Origin of the sequence: Brevibacillus sp. AG (assembly GCF_028369215.1) — a bacterium.
Classification (GTDB): domain Bacteria; phylum Bacillota; class Bacilli; order Brevibacillales; family Brevibacillaceae; genus Brevibacillus; species Brevibacillus porteri.
This window is the reverse complement of the sequence record NZ_JAQMYO010000008.1, coordinates 258,046-278,991: the sequence shown is the minus strand read 5'-3', so window position 1 is coordinate 278,991 and position 20,946 is coordinate 258,046. Positions and strand designations below refer to the sequence as shown.

Here is a 20,946-nt window from a genome sequence, read left to right as displayed (position 1 = left end):
TTGTTTGAGGATATTGGAAATGGAAAAATGATGCTGTTCCTGGACAACCAAGGGTCGCCTGATATCGAATTCGTTGATGTCGCTGTCGGAGCTGCCGAAGTCATTGCGGACAATGCCGTTGGATTTGTTCCGGGAAAGAAGACATACCGAATGCTTGGAACAATCGTCGATGCCTTGAACGGAAACCTCCGCGTTTATCCGCGAAATGTGATGGTTAACGCTATCAACATGTGGAAACAATCCCGAAAAGGGGCCTTGGGAGAAGCTGGACACCCTGATTCCTACGTAGATAGCGAGGGCAAACTTTCCTGGCGTTCTAAAATCGAAAATCAGGTTATCAAAATACTGGACATTCACCTTCCGAATGAGAAAGGGAATGTCTTTTTTGATTTTCAAACGCTCGACACAGCGAAAGGAAAAGACCTGCAAGCCATTTTGGACGCTGGCGGGCAGATTGGATGCTCAATGCGAGCTGGTGGCAAAGGAAAGGCAGGAAATCTCAATGGGAAACAAGTCACAGTGGCAACTTTCATTGATCTTTTCGCGTTTGATACCCTTTTTGATCCCGCCGTGAAAAGTACGCTTGGGTCTGTAACCCCACTCACTGACAACCAGATTGAGAGTGTGATTTCGGGATCTACTGAAGCAGTAACTGATGCTGTTGATCCAATTTTATCAAGAGTGTCTGAAGCATTTTCGGTTGAAGACATGACAGCATTGAAAAAAGAAATTGATCAGATGTCTTTAACAGCTTTGGAGCGTAGAGCTATTGAGTCTGCCTATAACCAGAAATGGTGGGACCTCATGGATGAGTTGCGTGCCAAAGAGATGCAGACGGAAATACAACAAAACAAAATTGGATTTACAGACAATCAAAAAGGAGATGAAAATCTAATGTATACATTCGAACAACTTTCCAAAATGACTGACTCAGAACTCAAAAAAATCAAGCAAGAAACACCAGAAGTAGGTGCCATGTGTGATGCCATCCTTGGACATCGCCAAGCTGAACAGCAAGCTAAAGAGTTGCAAGCTTTCAAAGATGCGGAGGAAAAACGGCAGGCAACAGAAGCGGCTGAGGCGTTCATGGATAGTGATGAAGTAAAAGGAAAGTTGCAAAAACTGCCTGCACATATCCAGGAAACTGTTCGTGGTCGCGTTGATCTGACAAACCGTGATACTGCTCTGAAGACTTTTAATGATTCGTATGATTTCGCAATTTCAATGGTTGCTGAGGACAAACTGGCCGCGATGGGCTTCAAGCGGGATCAACAATTCACTGATAACCAAGCCTCCGTCAACGGCGTGCAGGTCGGCGAGACTCGCCAAGGATGGAGGGAGTTTACTGACAAACTGGCTGAAGCAACAGATGACCAGTATCGCATGTTCCAAGGCATTGAAGACGAGAATTTGAAAAAGTTGAACAAACCAATTCTTGATAGGCTGATGAGAGAGTTTGACAAGGCAAATGCTGCTGGACTGGCTACTTTTGCAGACGACTTCAGCACATCGACAAATACCTCAACCGTTCTTAATGGCGTAGCGTTTCAACGCCAAATCATTGAGCAAGCATTCCAACGTCTGGTAGCACTTCAATTCGTTCAGGTTCAGACTTTCTCTGGCGAGTTCATGGAGATCCCGCGTGAAACATACGAACGGGTAAACAATCTGCCATTGAACAACGGAGAGCAAAATAAAATGGCAAAAGCTACGCTGTCGCTCGATTACTTGCATGTAGCTGCAGTAGCTCGAAAATTAGCAGCCGAAATCACTCTAGAAGCCAAGAAACGTCTGCAATCCGGCCCACTCAACTACGAAATCCTGTCACGTCTTAACTACCATCTGAGTGAAGACTTGAAGCGCGACACATCGCTGCGCCTTCATAATGAAATGTTGAGTTCATCTGATGAGTACGGAGCGACTCGTATCACAGGTGAGGATTCCGAGATCAGCGGTGATCGCCGAACAGTAACATTCTTGCGAGGTGGGCAAAAAGGCTCTCTCACTGCAAAGGTGAAAGCTACGCCAATTGTTCGACCGCGCGTTACCCATTACTGGACTAGCGCTGGAAAGCAGAGTGTAACAGAGAACCAGATCGTTATCCGAGTCGGCGGAAATCCGGTTGACCTTTCTGGAGCAATCATCGATTACGAAAACGGCACAGTTACCTTTGCAACCCCTCTGGCAGCTGGCACGCTGTCCAACGATTACACAATGGCCACAAACGTAGCGCTCTTTGACCTGACCGTACCAAGCGGTATCGCCGCAGAGAAATATTTCAATAACCTGATCCATATTATTGGACAACAAAAAGCCATCATGGGTGGAGATCCGCGATTCTACTCTCCTAACTTCATGCTGATGAGCGAAGCGGTTTCCAACGAAGTTTCTCAGGCGGAATTGTTCTCTAATCTGTTCCAAAAGAACGGGAATGATTTGCAGCCTAACGGCTATGTTGGTCGCGTGAAGGCAATTGACGCTTTCGAACACAACGAGCCGTGGCAAGGTCTTGACTCGCGCATTCTCTTGGGTCAACGCCTAGCAACAAAATACGGAATTGGAACCAGCGTAAGCGTGCAAGGTCCGTTCCCAACCCGAGATGGAGATGGCGAGTTAACCGGCGGAGACGAATTGTACCTGTATATGGATGATGCCCTCAACACCCCAGTAAAACAGGTTTACCGCACGATCAAATTGTACAAATCTTAATGAAAGGTGATGAGCGGCATGGGTTTCAAGCTGAATGATTCAGACCAATCGATCTATGTTAAAGGTCGGCTGGTTCCCTCTGGTGTCTTTTACGAAACCAACGAGGAAACCGAATTCGTAACGACGGATGACGAGCAGGAGGCTCAGCATGTGGAGCTGCTAAGTGGTGACGATGACGAAAAGCAACCAATCACGATTCCTGATGAAAAGAATGTCACGATGGAAAAAATGAAGCAGCAGTTGTCGGAATGGGGCACTGATTACTCAGCACACGATACTAATAAATCCACGCTCTACGCCTTTTTCGTAGAGGAGGCTAAGAAGCGTGGAACTGAGTAAGTTCATAGTGGAAGTAAGGGGGCAGATCCGGGACACTGGTTCTGCTCCTGTGTTTCAATACGCCATTCCACCAACAGATACTGAACCAGGCAAGCCAGACGAGATTGAACAGTTTGTAAGGCAGGCTATTCAGGACTATTCGGGATGGAAACCTCTGCGCGGGAAGCGTGGGAGACTGAACCTGCTTCAGGGGCAGGATGAATACTCTCTGCCTGAGGACTTTATCCGGATGGAAGAGTTTTTACGACCACATCGGATATCAGGGAAGCTAGTTTATCTGCTTCAGATGCCACTTCTTTCTGATGAAGTCATCTTTTTCTATACCGCCATGCACCAGGCAGAGACAATCCCGGATTATGATGTACCTGCTGTTTGCTGGCTGGCTGCTTCTCTTGCATTGAAGGCAGTTATGAGCGACCCCAATCGCTTGGACAAATACGTATCCTACAACCTAGATGAGGTGTTCGAACTGAATACAGAAAACCTCACTGAGGCGACGATGTATCTCGCAAAAGCGGCTGATCAACTAGAAAAACAGTATTTGGCCAGAATGACCGCAACGAATAAGCCGATAATGACGTTCGGGTGATGCTCATGCTTAATAAAATCAAAGCTGATTTGCAGCAGATGTTTGATTTGCATGGAGTTAAAGTGGAAATGGTGTTGGAATCGAGTGTCGAAAAGAATCTCCTTGGTGAAACACTTCGCTCGACTCCTGAAAAGGTTCCGCAGACAATAATTATCCGTGACAATACCAAGCGTTTGAAGTCTGAATTGGTCGGTGATGTGGGGAGTGGAGAAGTCAACTTCAATGCACCGATAGATACTTTGCTGGCTGAAACGAAAATTTTCGTCCACTCAAACAAGAGATACCACATCAAAAAAATGAAACCTCGCTGGGTTTTTGGTGAGGTGGTTTGTTATATAGGACTTGGAGAAAGGGCTGATTGATTATGAATGATCTGGCAGACTTAGCAGCGCTCATGTATCGATCTGGCAACAGGTTTCACGATTCTCTTTGCGATGGAGTGGAGAAAACCGCCAAACGCGTAATGCTCAACGCAAAAAAACGTTTGGGACACTATCAAGATGGTTGGAAAACCCTGAAAGATGCCACGGTTCGGGCGAAGCTGAATAAGAATCAAGTGGCAAAGAAGAGGGCTATCAAAAAGGGCACCTTTAGAGCCACAGGGACTGATGCAGACGCGCCATTGGTGGATGAAGGTCATCTCCGAGCGGCAATCACCATCAATATGGATCGATACCACATAAAAGCTGAGATTGGCAGTCCTCTCGTTTACCATGCGACTCACGAAATGGGAGATGAAGATAGAAACATCCCTGAGCGACCACATCTCCGACCAGCACTTCAGGAGGAGGTAGCTCAACATTTGCTACAAGACTTGAAAGATGCTTTATCCAGGGGGTTCCGATGATCAGGAACGAATTGGAGATTGTTTATGCCACGCTGAAAGGCGTGGTTTCTTCTTTTCATCAATTAGAAAGTGAACCGCGTTTTGTTTTTGACTATGATCCAGAAGATGTGGAAGCTGGTCCCTTTCCCACTGTGGGAATGCGTCGGTTCTCTGATCTGAATCAAAAACTTATCGATAAAAGTGAAGAGTACGACCGGATAACGGTTGATGGAAAAACCTACGCATGGTATGAGGCGGGGCGATTTGATTTTGGAATAACAGTTGGGATGTTCATGTCTGGTAGTGAGGTACATCCAAATCCGATGCCGTTCTTGCGTCACTGGCAGAATCACATTACCAAACGCTTGCTTCAACAGGTCAGTTTCAAAACAGTTGGCGATGTTGTACCTAGTGAAAGTATTCGTCTAGCCTGCACATCTAGCCCATTCGAACAGCATGGCAAGCGTTTGTATTCAATAAAGCTCTCAATCAATGCTACAGGCAAATATTTGGATGCTGTCGAGCTAAAGGAGCTTTCTCATAACCACCAACCAAAGCCTTGGATTGTACATAGTGATCCGGGGATATTCGATCGATAAGGAGGCTTAATAGATGCCTATTTTGCGTGACGGCGTAACTGCTGACAGCTTTTACACACCTGATATCTACATCGAAGAACAGGTCCCAGACATTCCCGAGCAGCCTGCTGGTGTATCCAGCAAGGTCATGGGGATCATTGGTCAATTTCAGAAGGGATCTGTTAACGATGTAATCACTGTAGTTGGCGAAAAACAATTCAAAGAGAAAATGGGGGCCTTCTTGGATAACTTCCCAGGCTCCAAAGCTGCTTTTACCGCATTTAAACGCGGGGTACAGAAGCTGATCCTCGTCAATGTGAGGGGGGCGGGAGCTACTCAGGCGTCGCTTGTCTTAAAAGACCGCGCCAGCACGCCTGTTGACACAATGAAAATCAGCAAGAAGGACCATAATGCTTTTGGTAATGAATGCACAGTTGAAGTGGCAAACGGGACGAATGCGGGGAGTTTCAAAATTATTTTGGTCGCCCCGGGATTGCCAACAGAAGTTTATGATAACAACACGACTCCGCAGGAAGCGGTGGACGCCATCAATAAGCTCTCTAAAGAATTTATTGCCGAGAACTTGAACAGTGCAACTGCTGCGCCTGGTAACCTGCCAAAGATAATTGCAGCAACCAAACTTGTTGGGGGTTCAGACGGTTCTGCTCCTACGGCCACGCATTACAAAGGCAGTACGGATTCTTCCACTGGTAAAAAGACTGGTTTGGAGTTAATGAAAACATCGATTGAAGTAACGGATATCGTTACAGACACCTATGTTTCGGATGTTATGAATGATGCCCTACCAACTGCAGCCGAAACAATGAACTGGTTCACATACTTGCCGATGTCAAAAGGAACGAGTGTTTCAACAGCAATCACTACCCGAAGTAATTATGACACCGAATTTGCTCATCTTTCACTTGGATGGGCAAAGAGCAGAGACAAAGGCTGGTGGGTTCCGGTTGCTGTCTATGACTGCATTGCCCACGTTCTGAACCTTGTACAGGATGGAACAGCGGGCTTTACCTTCGCTGACATAGACGCATTGGATGTGGAACTTAATGCTGCGGATTACGAAACGTTGAGTGCAGCACAAGTTGTTTGCATGGGTCAAATGTTGGATGCCCAAAGGAATTTGGTGTATGGACTCAAGAGTGATTACACCTTGTCAAAAGATCCGAGGTACAAACAAACCTTCCGCAGACGAATAACTAGCCTGCTTGAAACTGACCTGTACATCCTCATGACACCATATCGATCAAAGCACATTTCTAAATCAATGCTAGATGAAGCTGAGATTGTAACACGAAAATACTTCGATGACCGCATTGCTGGTGAGATGATCCAAGGGTACACGATCGCGTTCACTCCGCCAGAAAAGGTCGGGAATGTGGATGAGTTGATTGAGGACCTGAAAGTCGATCTGTATAACATCGCAGATAAGATTCGCATTCGCTTGTTGAGTGCGACGAATGCATTGTAAGGAGGCGATAAACCATGGCAAAACAATCATTACTGGGCAAGGATCTAGTAATCACCTTCACCACAAACAGAGGTGGAGTTTTAAAGCTTGAGTTGGACAAGTTCGACCCAGAGCCGAAAACAACAACCATCGAGAAACAGCCCCTTGGAGAATCGAGCAAGACCAAACGAACAGTCTGGGAAGGCTGGGAAATCAGTCTTGGTGGGGAAGTAGTTGATCCCACTGTTGATCTAATTTTCCATGAACTCGAGAAAAGCTGGAACGGCGAAAGCTTTGACGATGGCCTTGTCATTTCTGATGTTCGTACAGCTGAAACCTATTCTGACGGAACTGTTCAGAAGTGGCGCTACCACTCTGAAAATAGTCCAGTTCAGATGTCGGACTTCAAGTTGTCTGGCGGAGACGGGAAAGACCCACGCAAATTTGAATTCAAAATCTTTGCCAAACGTAGAGCGGAGGTAAAATAACATGCAATATACGTTGAAAACCAGAAAAGTGGTAGAAACTCGCGAGCTGAACTCGTACATGCAATTTCTGATGACTGAATTCGTGACTGGAGCTATTGATGCAACAGAAGCGAATAACGGGAAGATTCCTGCTTCCATCGGCTTACAGATGAGCACTTTGACAACCCTGTTCTCCGTGAAATCGGTTGATGGCGAGGATGTAAAGGTCCCGACAAATCGCAAGGAATTGATCCAAGCGTTCAGTAATTTTAGCGGTGACGAACTGAACGATCTGGCCCAACAAATGGCAGAGGATCAGGAAAAAAACGCGGTAAAGGGACAAGTTTCTGGAGAAAGCAACAGTGGTTCTTAGAAAGTTTGGCCCTTGTAAAAGCAAGCGAGGGCGGGATTTCTTGGGAGACCGCCCTTCACATGCCTGACTCAATGCGTAAAGCGGCATTAGATCAATATCAGGAATGGAGCGAATCATCTTGATAGATTCGCTCCATTCCCCGAGCAAGTGACAGTTGGGGAGAAGGGAGGGTAATACAATGGGTGTAATTATGAACGCCAGCGTGATCGTTTCACTCATCGATCAAGCATCTTCACGACTACGACGCATTGGAAATTTGTCAGATGACCTGCAACGCCGAGTGTCCAGACTCCAAAACATGCGTCTCACTGGTTTAGTTGCAGCTGGAACAGGGGCTCTAGGTCTGGTCGCAGTTACTGCAGCAATTAAAGAAGCAACGGACGCGGCTATGGAATTCGAAGATGTCATGAATAATGTGAAGATCGCCGCATTCGGTAAGGATTTACTTGATAAATCGAAAGCGGCCGAAGTCCAAAAAACGGTCAATGATCTTACTACTGGTTTTGAAAAACTGGGTATGGCCACAAAGTTCAGTGACACATCCACAGCTCAAGCGGCGGTTGGGATGCTGCGCGGGGGACTTAACAAAGAATTTCTGTTGGGTTCCAAGGATAAGAATGGTCAGTACAACTATTCTGGTTTAACAGCTGCTATGTACAGTGCTCAGCTAGGAGAGACAGATCCATTTGCAGCAGGTGATTTCATCGCCAAACAAAAGGCAGCCTTTAATTTAAGTGCAGATAGAACCCTTCAAGCAGTTGATTATTACACGCGCGTTTCTGCTGCTTCCACAGTGGATTATCAGAATTTGATGAGCGGCATGATGACGGCATCGGGTGTAGGTGGGACGCTTGGTTTATCGCCAGAAGACACTTCACTACTTGTTGCAGCCACCGGAACATATACAAAGGACGGTGGATCGGCAGGTACGTTTACAAAGGACTTCCTGGATCGATTGATCCCTCACACAAAGAAGCAGAAAGAGGCAATGAAGCAGTTAGGGTGGCTTAATCCTGACGGCAAATCAAGCGTATTTTTCAACCAAGACGACGGAAAATCCAAAGGCGCTGACTTCATGTTCAAAACAATACAAGAGGCGTCAAAGAAATTTAAGCCAGACCAGTTCCAAAACTTGATGCATAAGATCTTCTTGGAACAAGGGAAAAATACAGCTCTTGCGTTGGCCAATCAATCCAAAGTGTATGAGGAAATAAAAAACAACGTTAACAATCAACTGGACATGTATCAACAGGTCGATATTCAAATGGGTGCCACCAAGAACGTAATGGATACGTTACGAGAGACAATGAACGTGGTCAAACGGGTTTTCGGTGATCCTTTCCTAGAACCACTAAAAAACGGCCTCACGTATATTCAAGACATCTTAGAAAAGCACGTGGTTACCTGGGCGAAGACCCATCCCGCGTTTATCAAGACCGCCGCGATGATTGCACTTGTTACATCTGCCATCTTGTTATTTGGCGGATTGGCATTAACAGCTGCAGCGAGCTTTGGAATTTTGAGGATAAGCTTATTAGCAGTTGGAACAACCTTGTCAGCGGTAGTCTTGAAATTCAGCTTGATTGCTGCTGGATTAGCTATGGCTGCATGGCTTATATACGCAAATTGGGATAGAATCGGCCCATTCTTAAAAGACGTATTCCAGGTTATTACACAAGCTGGGGAGCGTCTTTTTTCTACGTTCAAAAACGATGCGATCAAGAAATTCACTGATTTTCTAAAAAAGAACGAACCGACTTTCCAAAGGCTTGGAGTGCTCTTCGATGAAGCTATGAATCTTATCAAAAAGGGTATCGAGTTGGCTGCACCAATCATTGAAAAAACGCTCGTTGTGGTTTTAGGGGTGGCTGTGAGTACCATACTTGATGCTGCTCAATCCGCACTGGATTTTTACAATATCATCGCCGACAATTGGAGCTTGATTGGACCTATCGTGGCAGGTGTAGCAGGCGGATTTGCCACTTACAAACTAATTGTTATTGCCTGCACTTTCGCCACAAAAGCTTTTACAATCGCACAAGCTGCGCTCAACCTCGTCTTGCGTATGAATCCCTACGCTTTGGCTGCCAGCGGGATGATTGCGCTGATTGTTTATGCCCAGATGTTCGGTAGTAAGTACGGAAAGCTCACCAGTATCATTTTGGCGGTTGCCGCAGGATTCGCAACATATATGGTCATTGCTAGGGGTGTAGCGATCGCACAGGGAATCCTCAACATCGTTATGATGGCAAACCCAATTGGATTGATTGCACTGGCTATTGGCGCACTCGTTGCTATTGGCGTTATCTTATATCAAAACTGGGACTATCTCTGTTTGATGGCCAGAAGAGTCACTATTTTCTTTCAAGAACTCGGGCTGAAAGGACTTGTCTACTTAGGTAAGCTGTTTCGTGACTACCTGATGCCATTAATTGTGAATTTTCTAAAGGTGCTTGATCAAGTTTTCGGCACGAATCTGGCTGATAAGCTCACGAAAGAAGTAACGGACGCTATCAACGATGCTGAAAAGAAGCTGTCGGCTCTTACTCGCGAGAAATACCAGATACAAATTGAACAGACTGTAAGGGAAGTTCGGGAAGACAATAGCCTATCGTTACAAGAGAAAGCGCAGCTGGTTCGGGACATCCGTATCAACGGGTCACACTACAGCGGACTGTCCTATGTACCGTTTGATGGCTATCTGGCTCAGTTGCACAGAGGAGAGATGGTATTAAACAAGCCGCAAGCGGATGCTTTTCGTGGTAACACAAACGGCGGGGCCGTCACTTTGCCGGTGTCACAACCATCACAGCAACCAATACAAGTAGTTTATAATCCTGTATTCCAGGGAAGTGCACGAGATGATGAGGCACTACAGCAGATGGTTGCTGACTCGTTCGCGCAATTTAAACGAGAAATACCTGGGCTGGTTGAAAAAGCCCAGAAGCAGAAAGCACGAAACAATGCCCGGTATGTTCCTGGGATGGCAACCTAACCTCTCCAGAAATGGGGAGGTTTTCTTAGTCTGAAAGGGGTGGTTTACATTCTGAGAATCGGTGATGTTGAATTCAAAGATTTTGCTGCCCCTGAAAGCTGGGCGTTTGGCGGGGAGCAGGTCATTGCCAAAAGGAAACTACCAGGTGGAACTCAGGTCATACAGCCAAGAGGTGAGTTCACAGAGTTACTCAACTCATGGGAAGGGACCTTTTATGGTGAAGACGCATATCAAAAGGCTAGAAAAATGGATGAATATCGAACCAAGGCAGAAAGCCAAGTCGTTCAATTTTACACGTTCAAGGTTAAATACTTCATTGAGAAATTCGTTTGGCGCTGGGTGAAAAAAGACCAAATTGATTTCTCCATCAGTCTGGTCCGTGATCTGACGATAGATCAACAGTCTGGTGCAAAAAAAACTGATCCAGTATCAAACCAAATTGCCCAGAGCAAAAAAGCTACCACCACGAAGCCTCAACCAAAGCCAAAGACCTATACAGTTCAATCTGGTGACACCTTATCCAAGATTGCAACTGCAAACGGAACTACGATTGCAAAACTAGCATCAGATAATGGGATAAAGAACCCGAACCTGATTTATCCCGGCCAGAAGGTTGTGATCAAGACATGATTATAAAGAAACCCATTTTCATGGTAGAAAGGCCTAAGTTTGAAGTAATCCTCAACGGCATGCCTATAAAGCATGAAGAATGTTCAGTTGAGTTGAATGCATTCGATGAGACGGATAATTTTACGGTGAAAGCACTTTGGAATATTGGTGGTACTGACGTCCTTTCTTCAAACGCTACAACTGATACGGTTCTCATTAGCAAAAAGGATGTACCAGTTCAAATCAAGCTTAATGGTAAGCTTCTTATCGATGGAATCATGGACGTTCCAGAATGGTCGTTTGGTATGGATGGAGATTTGGTGACCATCACTGGACGCGGGAAGATCGGAAGGCTTATTGATAGAAAAATTCTCCGAAACATAAAGAATCGAACGGCATCTTCATTGATGTTGGAGATTTTCGCGTATCACAAATTGAAGCCTCTAGTCACGGCTACAACAAAAAAAGTGGGGACCTATTCAGAAGATAATCAAACAAGCTCAGTTGACATGGATGATTGGGAGTTGAGCAATTGGCTGGCTGAATGGGAAGGATTTGTTGTTCGTGTCAAAGGGACTGAGGGTTTCTTTGGTCCACTTGATCAAATCCCGGAGCTAAAGCTGCCGCCAATTCCCTTTACTCATGGGAGCAATTGCGAAGTGCAAAGCATTTCTCGCCACCAATTCGGCGCAAGAGAGGTCATCATTGAGGGGCGTAGCTATCATGGAAAAAGGACAATTGTTGAATATTACCCACGAAAGCCAAAGAAAAAAGACGAGACGGCTATCATCTTTCGCCGTACATTGACGAGCCTCTCACAAGAGCAACTGAGAACCCGTGTAAGGTCGATCTATCAAGAACTGACCAAATACAATATAAGTGGTAATCTAACGATTCCTTATTTTATTGAGATTGATACAGACCGGCGATTATCACTTTACGGCGTCGGGAAAGGTTTGTCGCAAGATTATTTTTGTACAAACGTGAAATACAGTGAGAACGCCGATTCGTTTAACACTGAGATAGGATTTTCCAGCAAGTTCAAGGAGGTGGAGGGCTAGATGAAGTACGAGACAAGTATGGCCACCATCACAGGTGTTGATGTAGAAAAGCAAAAAATCACTCCAACCCTCCAGCCATCTGAGTTTGAACTTGGGTGGTTGGAATCATTAGTAGAGGTTCACTCGAACCAGATGGGACGGGAATGTGTAGTGATACCATGTCAAAGTTCATATGGACAATCATTGGTTGTTCCTTTCCCGATCTTACTGCCGAGAATCGGCAAGTTGATAAGTGTTGCTCCCTTGAAGGTCAACAGTGACAACCGAGAGTACACAGATTTGATGGTCACTGTTCAATTGACAGAAGCTGATCAAGGGCAAAACGTCCTGATGATACCAGTCATTAATGATAAGAGGTATGTAATTGCGGGTGTTGAACGATGAGAGGGGTTTACTACAACGCCAAGATGAGAGATATTGCCTTCGTCAGAAGCGATCTAGCCACCGCGTCTGACTTAGAATGGATTGAGCAGCGTTTGTACCTGCGTATCCTGACTGAAAAGGGCGAACTGTTGGATTATCCTGACTTTGGAACGCTTTTGTGGCAAATGGTTTCCAAAGGGACACGCCCATCCAATTTACAAGCGATGGAGCGGGAACTTATCGAAACTCTGATGCAAGATCCGGATGTAACAGAAGTCCGCGATGTGACGGTTCGGATTGATAATGACACAGTAAGTATTTCTGCTGTGGCTGTCACGGTAATCGGAGATATTGATTTAAACGCAAGTGAGGTGTTGGTATGAGTGTACATTTCCCAACGGTGGAAGAGTTGCGCCAAAAGATGATCGACGAATTTTTGGGGCCAAATAGTAAAATCGATGACCTAGAAAATGACTATATTACAAAGCAACTCATCATAGGTAGTAGCAATGCTACGGCTGAACAAGTCTTGGCAAGCAAGCTTGCATATGAGGCATCTAGCCTTCTAACTGCTATCGATGATGATCTGGATGCCAAGTGCGTGGAACGATCAGCTACAGTTCGTCGCCATCGAGCAGTAAAAGCGATTATAAAGTTTGAATTGGGGAAAAATGTCCCAGCAACCGTAGATGTACCAATTGCCGCCAATAGCTTAATTACAACAGAATCTATTGGGGATGCGGCAGCGCTTGATTACTATGTTCAAAATGCTACCGTTTTGCCAGCTGGACAGAAATCCGTACTGATAGAAGCTGAAAGCTCCGTCTTTGGGCAGATCGGGAATATTAACGCCACTACAAAAGTGTATCCAGGAATGAACGGTATCGACTATGTAAAATTTGTTGAGGTTATAACTGCAGGAGTTGACCGAGAGAGTAACGATGGTCTTCGAGAAAGGCTATTAATTGAAGTTCAAAACATGGAGAAAGGCGGTACCGAGCTAGATTACGAAATCTGGTCGAAACGTGTTCCTGGTGTCGTAACTGCTAGGTCGTTATCACGAGCACGAGGAAATGGTACGATCGATGTCGTTATTACCGGAACAAACGGCTTGCCAACAGAGCAGTTGATTCAGGATGTACAAGCTTACTTGGAAACAAAAAAGCCGGCTGGTGGCGTAAGCGTCCTAGTCAAAGCACCAACACCGATTTATGTGAACGTGACTGCTCAAATCAAACTGGAACCCGATTATAAATTCGAGATTGTTCGCCCGTTGGTTGAATCAGCCCTGCGGGGAACAATTGTAGCTGAAAATAAGGTCCTTGTGGTCCGTGCTTCCAAACTACAGGATACTATTGGGGATACAAAGGGAGTGTTCAGTTACAAATTGACATCGCCAACAGGTGACATTCCTTTAAGCGGTACAGACTTGGCCATTCCTGGAACCATTACGATAACCGAGGTGACTTGAAATGGACATGCAGAGTAACCTTCGGGGATACTTCGCCAGACGATGGTTCCTTCATAATGGAGAGCAGTTCGATAGGCTGATTCGTTTAATATCTGTAGCATTGAGCGTTTCCGAGAGCGTTGCAGCTACACTGCTCCGTGAAGCCCACGTCTATACTGCAGTGGACACTTTGAGCGATGCTGAGAAGCAACTGGGTTTACCCTCTGGGGATCATTTACCAATCGATGAGCGTCGTAGGCGGATTATCGCAAGGAATTATGAGAGGGGCGGGCCCACAAGCACGAAAGATTTTGAAGCAGCTCTCAGCATGCTGGCAAACGCCAAAGCTACGGTCATACCATTGTACTCTGACTTTGCTGTTGTCTATAAACTTGAAGTAGGAACCGCCAAGCTTAATCTCCCAATCCTTGAGGAGTATATCAGGAAGAACAAACTCGCTCACCTAGAACATTCCTACAGCCTATCAGAGACACAAAGCAACCTTGAATTCAACAGTACACAATATCCGATTGTTCATATCAGCACCTATCAAGCATGCGGGACCTTTTCTTCAGGAGGTGAATACGAGCTATGATGACTCAATTCGCTTTAGAGGAACAGGCGAAGCATCTCCAAACGTTATACAACAACGCAGAGATCGAAATAAACGGAGCAATCAAAATAGTTAACCTCACCAGCAGCCGAGAAGGTAGCAAGGTGAGGTTTTTTATTGATGTGCCAGCCAATGTGGTCGGCAGGATCACCAAACGTTTAATCAAGAGCGCAAGCGGTCAGGTGGTCTGGTCTGATCCGCCCGGGAAAATCAACATCGATAAGCCGGATACGGACTTGCGGTTTGAGATACCGATTGAAGCCATTTGGAGGGAGGGAGCTGCCACATGATGGAGCGGTTTACTGACAGGCGGTACAACCTGGGAGACGAGCGGAAATATCAGATCACGAGACAAGACGGCACAACGGAGATCGTCGAGCTGGAGAAACAGGGTATCGTGGAGCCTGGCAGCCGAATCAATGCAGCGACGCTCAATCCGATTGTGGACCACGTTAACGACCCAAGCATCCACATCCCTTATTCAGAGTTCGCGGCTCTTAAAACCAGGGTGCAGACGTTAGAAGACGCCATCCTAAATGACTTTAACCACAACATCTTCAAGGTCTCGTTTTCTAATCCAGTCGGCGTAAAAATAACTCGCGGTTGGTTCGATCCGAGTAATGCGCGGCTGGTGATCAAGTGATGGCAGAAAAAGGAATGGGTCGCAATAACGGCCATTTTCGATAGGAAAGGGGGATAGATACGATGGCAAGAACTGTTCAATACAAGCAAGGTAACGGCACGCAAGGTGATTTGACGTCGTATTTTCCGGATTTAACAAATGCAATTGATATTGCTGTGTCGATAGATGCAAGTTTGAATAGTATCTCTAGTTTATATGTGATTAGAAATCTTGACGGAACAGTCAAATATAAACATGGAAGTGGATCGCAAGGTGATTTAACATCGTACTTTCCTGATCTATCGAACGCAAAAGATATTTCGGTAGATATCATGGATGGGTACACATTATCTTCATACAAAAACTATTACGCAGTATTAAATAACGATAGAACGGTTAAGTATAAATTAGGTGATGGGACACAAGGTGACATTACCTCTTATTTCCCTGATTTAACAAATGCTATTGGAATTAGTATCGCAATAGGTATCAATGGAATTGGAAATCAGCAAAATTATTATATTGCGAGGTATTCCGATGGAACGGTGAAGTATAAGCGAGGAGATGGGGTTCAGGGAGATTTGACTAATTATTATCCCACCCTAACGAATACGAAAGACTTTGCTACTTCGATAAATTTCCTAACAGACCTAGCTTCACCTAATAACTTTTATCTAGCAGCCTATCTTAATAGCCTCCCTGTTATAGCCTTATCCTCAACAGGTAATCAAGTGGTTTCAGGAACAGCCGGGAAAAGGACTATCACGATCTCTGGCACTATTTCGGATGCGGATAATAATACTGTTACCATCAGCGCGTCCATTAATGGAAAGACAAAAACGACATCCTTATCCAACACATCAACAGTAAAAGGATGGAGTCTTTCTTGGGATGTGGTATCTGATTCAATAGTTGAAGGGACGTACGGCAACATTGTAGTTACTGCTGACGATGGTAACGGTAGTACAAGCTCAGTCACGTATACCGGAACCATTACAGTTGATAAGACAAACCCTGTCATTACAATATCAGGTGTTGCAAATGGAGTGACCTATCAAAACTCTGTTGCTCCTACATTCTCAGCTACCGATGCAGGAGGATCGGCTTTATCTACAGTGTCTGCTACACTCAATGGAGCAACGTACACATCAGGAACAGCAATAACCACCAGTGGAGCTAAAACATTGATTGTGACTGCAACAGATAATGCAGGGAATCAATCTCAACAGACGGTCAATTTCAGCATTAACAAAACACCTACACTTACCCTAACCTCACCTACTGATAATCAAACATTATCGGAAGGCAATACGATGGCTGTGCAGGGGTCCGCATCAGACGTTGACAGTGGAAACGTAGTAACTACCAAATACAAAATAAATAACGGTCCTGTCAGGGCGTTGCAATCCGGTGTATCAAACGGTAGCACGCCTATTTCTTTTGCTAAGAGTTTGACCTATCGAGACAAACGTCTATGGGATGGAAATACAGACGTGATTGGTGCTGATCTGGCAGAGAATACTGACCACACTTTGACTGTCTGGGCAGAAGATGATCAACCGGGTGGCAAGAGTACGGAAGTCACACGCAAGTTTAGAGTGATCTGGAACCGTCCGCCAGTAATTGATGATGAAAACAGAGACCTCGGCACTATGGAAGTTCCGCCATCGGTGAACTACACGGTGACAGAGCCAGAGAGCAACCCTTTCACTGTCACAGAGAAGCTCAACGGGGTGGTGATTCGCACGTTTCCCGGTGCAGCTGGAAGGCAGGAGACAGTCACAATTCCGCAAGAAACGTGGTTACGACTTGAACCAGGTGTGCTGCATACGTTGACAATCGAAGCAACTGACAACCAGAATATGAGCTCAACGCGAGTATTCACGCTGACTCGCTTTGAAGATGAGATATCTTTTGAGATCGAGGTTCCATGGACAACAGATTCAGCAGCGAAGCGAGTTCTTCTGACGCTGGACATGAATATCCCAGCAGGAGCAATCCTGATCGCTGAAGCTTGCAACAATGCTTTTGATGTGGCCCCGACTTGGGAGGACATCTCATTTCATGCTCGGTATGGGCGCGGGTATGTATTCCTCAACACTCAGAAAACGGCAACAAAATGGGGAGTCTCCATTCGTGTGAAAATCGAAAAAGGGACAGCTTCGGAACCAATCGAGATCAAAGGATTTGGAGGTGCATTTGATTGATACCATTGCAGCAAGAAAAGCCAGTGAGCGAAGTGCAAGATGATAGAGAAGCCACTCAGCAAAAAGACGTGATCATTCAGATGCTAGGTCAAGAAGTAGCACTACTAAAACTCAAAATTATGAAATTGGAAGGAGGTGGTAACTGATGGCATTCTGGAGCATTGCTTATAAATGCAATTGGGTAACAATCGATCAACTACGTTTGGCAGTAAAAACTGAATCGAATCCTTATGGAGACATCACCCCTGAGGAATTCAAAAAAATCACCGGACAAGATTTCTAAGCTGGTGATTTTTTAATTGGGGAGCTGCTAACGCGGCTCCTTTTACTTTTGCCCCCGGGGGGTGATTGGAGCGGATAACAGATGGATTTTGTAGCCCGAAACGATGGATGGTTGACAATCGCATCAGGCGGGGTGATAGCGGTAATTACTTATCTCTTTGGCGGTCTCGATAAGCTTCTCGTAGCTTTTGGGATCTTCTTAATTCTTGACTATGGGACGGGATTAGGAGCTGCCATTTATCGGCGTGAGTTGAGCAGCCGAGTTGCATTGGCAGGGATAGGTCGTAAAGTAGCCATGCTTGTTTTCATCATTGTGGCCAATCAACTGGATTTGATCAGTGGGAATACGCAAGGGTTCATCCGGAATGCGATCCTATTGTTTCTGATCGGAACGGAAGGAATTTCGATCTTAGAAAACTGCAACAAGCTAGGTTTACCTGTACCGCCATTCTTGTCCAATACATTAGACCGATTGAAAAACCGTGAAAGTGAGAAAGGGGGAAAAATAGAATGATACCCATGATGAAAGAGTATCGAGTCACAAGTCCTTACGGTCCAAGAAAGAGTCCTATCACTGAGAGACAAGAATTCCACACAGGAATTGACCTTGTAAAGCCAGCATACGCGAATATCCAAGCTTTCATAGCCGGGACGGTTGTTTATGCCAATATGGGGAAAGCAGGTACTGGAGTTGGCGGTTTTGGAAACACAGTAATCATCAAAGACAAAGACAATTACCTACATATGTACGCGCACCTCACAGATTACTGTGTCTCAGTTGGACAGTTCGTAGATCGTGGTCAAGTGATCGGGCGGCAAGGTAACACCGGAAAATCCGCAGGCCAACACTTGCATTATGAGGTGCGGAAAAACGGTCCGAGTTTTGGCTTTGGAAACCATGTACACCCAGTGAAGTATGTCGACGATTTTTATGCGAAGGAATGTCCACAACCGGAGAAAAATCCTGTTGATAAACCTGTGGTTAAGGTTTCCGTCGAAATTAACGGTAAGGTACTGCCAGAGCATGGCTACCTCAACAATGGAGTCTCATCCCTGCCTGTACGTGCGGTATCAGAGGCTGTAGGAGTTACGCCAGGATGGTGCCCAGACAACAAGGCCGTGACAGTCAACGGCAAGCAGCTGACAGTTACTAACGAAGCAGGAACGTCTTATGCACCGGCTCGGGAGATCGCTTCCGCACTCGGACTACAGGTGGAGTGGGATGGAAGCACAAAAACAGTAAAGTTGAGAGGATGAGTGCTTTGGATAATGCAAACAAAAAGAAACAGGGAGTTTTGATGATTGTTGGTGGCGTTCTTGCAATTGCAGGAGCAGGTTACGGGTTACTCTCGAATGAACAAGTCCAGGCGATCCAACAGGCTCTTGAAATACTTCTAGCAGCGTTCTAAATGCGACAGCCCTCCTTCCGGTAAAACGGGGGAGGGCTTTTTTATGTTTTGCTATGTGGTATTATTATGAAAAAAAGGAAGAGGGATAACATTCGTGAAAAAACTTCTAATTGCATGTGTAGCGTCGTTGCTTCTGCTATCTGGTTGTGGTGGGGGTACACATGAAACCGAAAAGAAACTCGCAGTCGAGTACGTTAACGTCATACTTCAGGGAGATGACGAAGAAGCAAAGAAGACATTCATACAAAATAACGTACTTCCAGAGGCTCAACCGATTATGACTTTGGCAATGAACATGCAAAGTGATAAATCAAACGTCATCAGTAAACCGGAAGTGGTGGATGCTGTGGCGCAAGAGAAAGGTGTTATTGTTCTCTTAAGCGGTAAGAAGGCAGACGGAAGTGAGACAGAACAATTGGTCGTATTTACAGAGGGTAAGGTCATAATGGCTCCGAGCAGCGATCCGAATAATGAGATTTTCAAACAACTCAGAGAAAAATTCAATAAGTAAATATAGTGTTTATACAGCCTTCTTTTGGAGTGATCCGAGAAGGCTTTTCTATTTTCTGGAGGGATTGTATGATAGATTGAAAGAAAAGGAGAGTGAGAACATGGCATATCACATCCTGAGAGGCACAGAACCTAATTGGACAGAAATGAGATTTCATGACGGTGGCGGATGGGAATCAATACGGTTTGATGATGGCCCTGGTTGGGCAATGAAAACCTCAGATCCTGATTGGGAAAGCATGAAACTTGATAATGGACCACGACCACGTTGGGAAATGAAAACAACAGGTCCTGAATGGGAAGTCGTAAAGCTGGATAATGGTCCGAGCTGGGGAATGAAAGCGACTGGCCCTGATTGGGGACTAAGCTTGGACGGCGGTCCTGGTTGGCAACAGTATGGACCTCCAGAGTGGGGAGGTAGCCCTCTTGTAGTTGGACCACCAGACGGCTGGGGAAAAGCTGTTCAATTTGGACCAGGCGAAACTAGCACGGTGTTGCTCCACTAAAAAGTGGGGCTTTTCTTTTTTCGTCACCCGTCATAAAATAGGAACAAACGTTCTTATGTGATGGTGGGAGTGGTTTCAGTGGCCTCTAAATTAGAAAATCCTTTTTCCATGCGTTTTGTATTGCCAGAGCAACGTGAGTTATACCTGCAAATGAAAGAAGATGATAAACTCGTTCCCATGCCGATCCTTGAGCAAGATGAGATGGAATCGTTCCAGTACATCTTGAGAGATGCAGCTCGGGAAGATTATCCAGTCATAGTTTCTTGGTGGAAACCCGTAAAAGGAAACTTGGGAACCACATGTATGATGTGGGGAGTAGTCAAGTGGATTGACCAGAATGGCAGAAGAATTAAGCTTGTGACCGATGAAGATAGCCAGTGGATACCGATGGATAGTATTACAAAAATTCAAGTATAGAATCTTTTTTCTGTGTGGTATGATTATTGGCAACATCTTCATAAGGGCGGGGCAAGCCAGTGAATAAATTATTTGTTGCGATTATGGGTGTTAACGAAGCTTCCGAATTGTGGGAACTTAGTAATACAGTAATCAGAGAACTATGCAAAAGCGGCAAAATTGTAGCAACACCTATTGATGACACATGGGCTATACTACGAGAGCAACCACCAGAAACTCTAAAATTGATTGAAGATGCCTGCAAGAAAGAGAGCCTGTATCATATTGCTTTCTCTTCACCCGACGAACCAATTATCAATTTTATCAAGGATAACATGCTTTCTTTAGAACAGCCCATTGAGGCGATTTTTATGCATGTTCCTGGTCCACTTTCTACACGAGCTGCAAATTCACTTAGAAGAGTCGGTATTAGTACAGTGAAACGCCTGGTTGAATCCACGTTAAATCAACTTTGGCCTATTCGAAATTTAGGAAACCGTGCCCTGAGGCATACTTTCCATGCACTAAAACAAGTAACAGAAAACCCGTCCCTGTATTAATTAAGGAGACGGGTTTT

Annotated in this window: 28 protein-coding genes; all 28 read left to right on the top strand. The window is 45.3% G+C overall.

All coding sequences use genetic code 11. From position 1 onward, the window contains the following. The 28 genes from POF51_RS22520 (at position 1) to POF51_RS22385 (ending at position 20,929) form a co-directional block, all read left to right on the top strand. On the top strand, positions 1–2,709 hold the full coding sequence (locus POF51_RS22520) for a hypothetical protein (protein ID WP_271756153.1): 2,709 nt from the start codon (positions 1–3) through the stop codon (positions 2,707–2,709). A gap of 18 nt (positions 2,710–2,727) precedes the next feature. Continuing rightward, entirely contained in the window at positions 2,728–3,048 is a 321-nt protein-coding gene (locus POF51_RS22515) for a hypothetical protein (RefSeq protein WP_271756152.1), read from the top strand. After that, entirely contained in the window at positions 3,035–3,637 is a 603-nt protein-coding gene (locus POF51_RS22510; protein ID WP_271756151.1) for a hypothetical protein, read from the top strand. The genes POF51_RS22515 and POF51_RS22510 overlap by 14 nt, the downstream gene beginning before the upstream one ends. 5 nt (positions 3,638–3,642) lie before the next feature. After that, positions 3,643–3,999: a hypothetical protein gene (locus POF51_RS22505; protein WP_271756150.1), complete on the top strand. Its 357-nt coding sequence runs from the start codon at positions 3,643–3,645 to the stop codon at positions 3,997–3,999. Then, positions 3,996–4,484 (top strand): hypothetical protein, encoded by a 489-nt coding sequence (locus tag POF51_RS22500; protein WP_271756149.1) that lies wholly within the window; start codon positions 3,996–3,998, stop codon positions 4,482–4,484. Before POF51_RS22505 ends, POF51_RS22500 begins: the two co-directional genes overlap by 4 nt. Next, positions 4,481–5,062 (top strand): hypothetical protein, encoded by a 582-nt coding sequence (locus POF51_RS22495; protein WP_271756148.1) that lies wholly within the window; start codon positions 4,481–4,483, stop codon positions 5,060–5,062. The genes POF51_RS22500 and POF51_RS22495 overlap by 4 nt, the downstream gene beginning before the upstream one ends. Before the next feature lie 13 nt (positions 5,063–5,075). Then, positions 5,076–6,527: a hypothetical protein gene (locus POF51_RS22490; protein ID WP_271756147.1), complete on the top strand. Its 1,452-nt coding sequence runs from the start codon at positions 5,076–5,078 to the stop codon at positions 6,525–6,527. 14 nt (positions 6,528–6,541) lie between these two features. Continuing rightward, the gene (locus tag POF51_RS22485; protein WP_271756146.1) at positions 6,542–6,994 is read left to right on the top strand and encodes a hypothetical protein; all 453 of its coding nucleotides are present in this window, start codon (positions 6,542–6,544) and stop codon (positions 6,992–6,994) included. Position 6,995: 1 nt separating this feature from the next. Continuing rightward, positions 6,996–7,346, top strand: coding sequence for a hypothetical protein (locus POF51_RS22480; RefSeq protein ID WP_271756145.1), 351 nt, complete (start codon positions 6,996–6,998; stop codon positions 7,344–7,346). A 178-nt stretch (positions 7,347–7,524) separates the two neighbouring features. Continuing rightward, positions 7,525–10,341: a phage tail tape measure protein gene (locus tag POF51_RS22475; protein ID WP_271756144.1), complete on the top strand. Its 2,817-nt coding sequence runs from the start codon at positions 7,525–7,527 to the stop codon at positions 10,339–10,341. Positions 10,342–10,380: 39 nt separating this feature from the next. Then, entirely contained in the window at positions 10,381–10,971 is a 591-nt protein-coding gene (locus POF51_RS22470; RefSeq protein ID WP_271756143.1) for a LysM peptidoglycan-binding domain-containing protein, read from the top strand. Continuing rightward, positions 10,968–12,011, top strand: coding sequence for a hypothetical protein (locus tag POF51_RS22465; protein WP_271756142.1), 1,044 nt, complete (start codon positions 10,968–10,970; stop codon positions 12,009–12,011). Before POF51_RS22470 ends, POF51_RS22465 begins: the two co-directional genes overlap by 4 nt. Further along, positions 12,012–12,395, top strand: coding sequence for a hypothetical protein (locus POF51_RS22460; protein ID WP_271756141.1), 384 nt, complete (start codon positions 12,012–12,014; stop codon positions 12,393–12,395). Further along, positions 12,392–12,757 carry a DUF2634 domain-containing protein gene (locus POF51_RS22455; protein ID WP_271756140.1) on the top strand — a complete coding sequence of 122 codons (366 nt, stop codon included), beginning with the start codon at positions 12,392–12,394 and terminating at the stop codon, positions 12,755–12,757. Before POF51_RS22460 ends, POF51_RS22455 begins: the two co-directional genes overlap by 4 nt. Then, complete coding sequence (locus POF51_RS22450) at positions 12,754–13,845, top strand: baseplate J/gp47 family protein (protein WP_271756139.1); 1,092 nt, start codon at positions 12,754–12,756, stop codon at positions 13,843–13,845. Before POF51_RS22455 ends, POF51_RS22450 begins: the two co-directional genes overlap by 4 nt. A 1-nt stretch (position 13,846) precedes the next feature. Then, positions 13,847–14,419, top strand: a complete 573-nt coding sequence (locus POF51_RS22445) for a putative phage tail protein (protein WP_271756138.1) — start codon at positions 13,847–13,849, stop codon at positions 14,417–14,419. Further along, positions 14,416–14,727 (top strand): hypothetical protein, encoded by a 312-nt coding sequence (locus POF51_RS22440; RefSeq protein ID WP_271756137.1) that lies wholly within the window; start codon positions 14,416–14,418, stop codon positions 14,725–14,727. Before POF51_RS22445 ends, POF51_RS22440 begins: the two co-directional genes overlap by 4 nt. After that, the gene (locus POF51_RS22435; RefSeq protein ID WP_271756136.1) at positions 14,724–15,080 is read left to right on the top strand and encodes a hypothetical protein; all 357 of its coding nucleotides are present in this window, start codon (positions 14,724–14,726) and stop codon (positions 15,078–15,080) included. The genes POF51_RS22440 and POF51_RS22435 overlap by 4 nt, the downstream gene beginning before the upstream one ends. A 62-nt stretch (positions 15,081–15,142) precedes the next feature. Further along, entirely contained in the window at positions 15,143–17,266 is a 2,124-nt protein-coding gene (locus POF51_RS22430; RefSeq protein ID WP_271756135.1) for an Ig-like domain-containing protein, read from the top strand. After that, positions 17,263–17,412 (top strand): hypothetical protein, encoded by a 150-nt coding sequence (locus POF51_RS22425; RefSeq protein WP_271756134.1) that lies wholly within the window; start codon positions 17,263–17,265, stop codon positions 17,410–17,412. Before POF51_RS22430 ends, POF51_RS22425 begins: the two co-directional genes overlap by 4 nt. Then, on the top strand, positions 17,412–17,549 hold the full coding sequence (locus POF51_RS22420) for an XkdX family protein (protein ID WP_271756133.1): 138 nt from the start codon (positions 17,412–17,414) through the stop codon (positions 17,547–17,549). The genes POF51_RS22425 and POF51_RS22420 overlap by 1 nt, the downstream gene beginning before the upstream one ends. An 81-nt stretch (positions 17,550–17,630) precedes the next feature. Beyond that, positions 17,631–18,062 carry a phage holin family protein gene (locus POF51_RS22415; RefSeq protein WP_271756132.1) on the top strand — a complete coding sequence of 144 codons (432 nt, stop codon included), beginning with the start codon at positions 17,631–17,633 and terminating at the stop codon, positions 18,060–18,062. Next, a complete protein-coding gene (locus POF51_RS22410; RefSeq protein WP_271756131.1) occupies positions 18,059–18,805 on the top strand; it encodes a peptidoglycan DD-metalloendopeptidase family protein in 747 nt (248 codons plus the stop codon). Before POF51_RS22415 ends, POF51_RS22410 begins: the two co-directional genes overlap by 4 nt. Before the next feature lie 5 nt (positions 18,806–18,810). Continuing rightward, positions 18,811–18,957, top strand: coding sequence for a hypothetical protein (locus tag POF51_RS22405; protein WP_271756130.1), 147 nt, complete (start codon positions 18,811–18,813; stop codon positions 18,955–18,957). A 94-nt stretch (positions 18,958–19,051) separates the two neighbouring features. Continuing rightward, entirely contained in the window at positions 19,052–19,468 is a 417-nt protein-coding gene (locus tag POF51_RS22400; protein ID WP_271756129.1) for a hypothetical protein, read from the top strand. Positions 19,469–19,568: 100 nt separating this feature from the next. Beyond that, on the top strand, positions 19,569–19,973 hold the full coding sequence (locus POF51_RS22395; RefSeq protein WP_271756128.1) for a hypothetical protein: 405 nt from the start codon (positions 19,569–19,571) through the stop codon (positions 19,971–19,973). Between the two features lie 78 nt (positions 19,974–20,051). After that, positions 20,052–20,390 carry a YolD-like family protein gene (locus POF51_RS22390; protein WP_271756127.1) on the top strand — a complete coding sequence of 113 codons (339 nt, stop codon included), beginning with the start codon at positions 20,052–20,054 and terminating at the stop codon, positions 20,388–20,390. A 59-nt stretch (positions 20,391–20,449) separates the two neighbouring features. Then, entirely contained in the window at positions 20,450–20,929 is a 480-nt protein-coding gene (locus tag POF51_RS22385) for a DNA-directed RNA polymerase subunit alpha C-terminal domain-containing protein (protein WP_271756126.1), read from the top strand. The last annotated feature ends 17 nt before the right edge of the window (positions 20,930–20,946 follow it).